This window comes from Bartonella sp. AA97HXZ, assembly GCF_042196985.1.
Lineage (GTDB): Bacteria > Pseudomonadota > Alphaproteobacteria > Rhizobiales > Rhizobiaceae > Bartonella.
Genome location: NZ_JBHIRC010000096.1, coordinates 1 through 695 on the forward strand (window position 1 = coordinate 1; position 695 = coordinate 695).

General features: G+C 43.2%; 1 pseudogene. It reads right to left on the reverse strand.

Features of this window, described 5'->3' with window-relative positions:
- Positions 1-300: 300 nt before the first annotated feature.
- Positions 301-570, reverse strand: a pseudogene (locus tag ACFINE_RS09905) (proton-conducting transporter membrane subunit).
- Between the last annotated feature and the right edge of the window lie 125 nt (positions 571-695).

Sequence of the window (695 nt, forward strand, 5' to 3'; positions counted from 1 at the left end):
GGTGAACCCTAGAATGATGTTGGGGTTAAGGGATAGAAGGATAATTGGGGTAAGGTGTATGAATATTAGTGTATTTTCTCGTGTGAAAGGGGGTTTTATGTTAATTATGTGGTGTGTGAGTTTTCCTCGTTGTACTGTAATGAATATGTGGAGGGAGTAGAGGGCTGTGATTAGTATGTTAAGTCCTGTTAGCACGATAGTGATGTGAGATCAAGAGAATGAGGCTGTAATCACGAAGAGTTCTCCAATTAAATTAATGGTGGGGGGTAAGGCTAGGTTGGTAAGGTTTGCTGTGAATCATCAGAGGGCTATTAGTGGAAGTAGTGTTTGAAGTCCTCGGGAGAGTATTATAATGCGGCTGTGGGTGCGTTCATAGTTTGAGTTAGCTAGGCAGAATAGTATAGAGGAAGTAAGTCCATGGGCAATTATGAGGGTGGTTGCGCCAGAAAAGCTTCAGGGGGTTTGAATGAGGGAGGCTATGATTACTAGGGATATATGGCTTACGGAGGAGTATGCGATGAGTGATTTTAGGTCTGTTTGTCGTAGGCAGATTGAGCTTGTTATGATTATGCCTCATAGGGCTAGCATGATGAAAGGGTAGGCTATGTATTCTGTTAGGGGGTTAATAATAGGGGTGAGTCGTATTATGCCATAGCCACCTAGTTTTAAGAGTACTGCGGCGAGGACTATTGAGC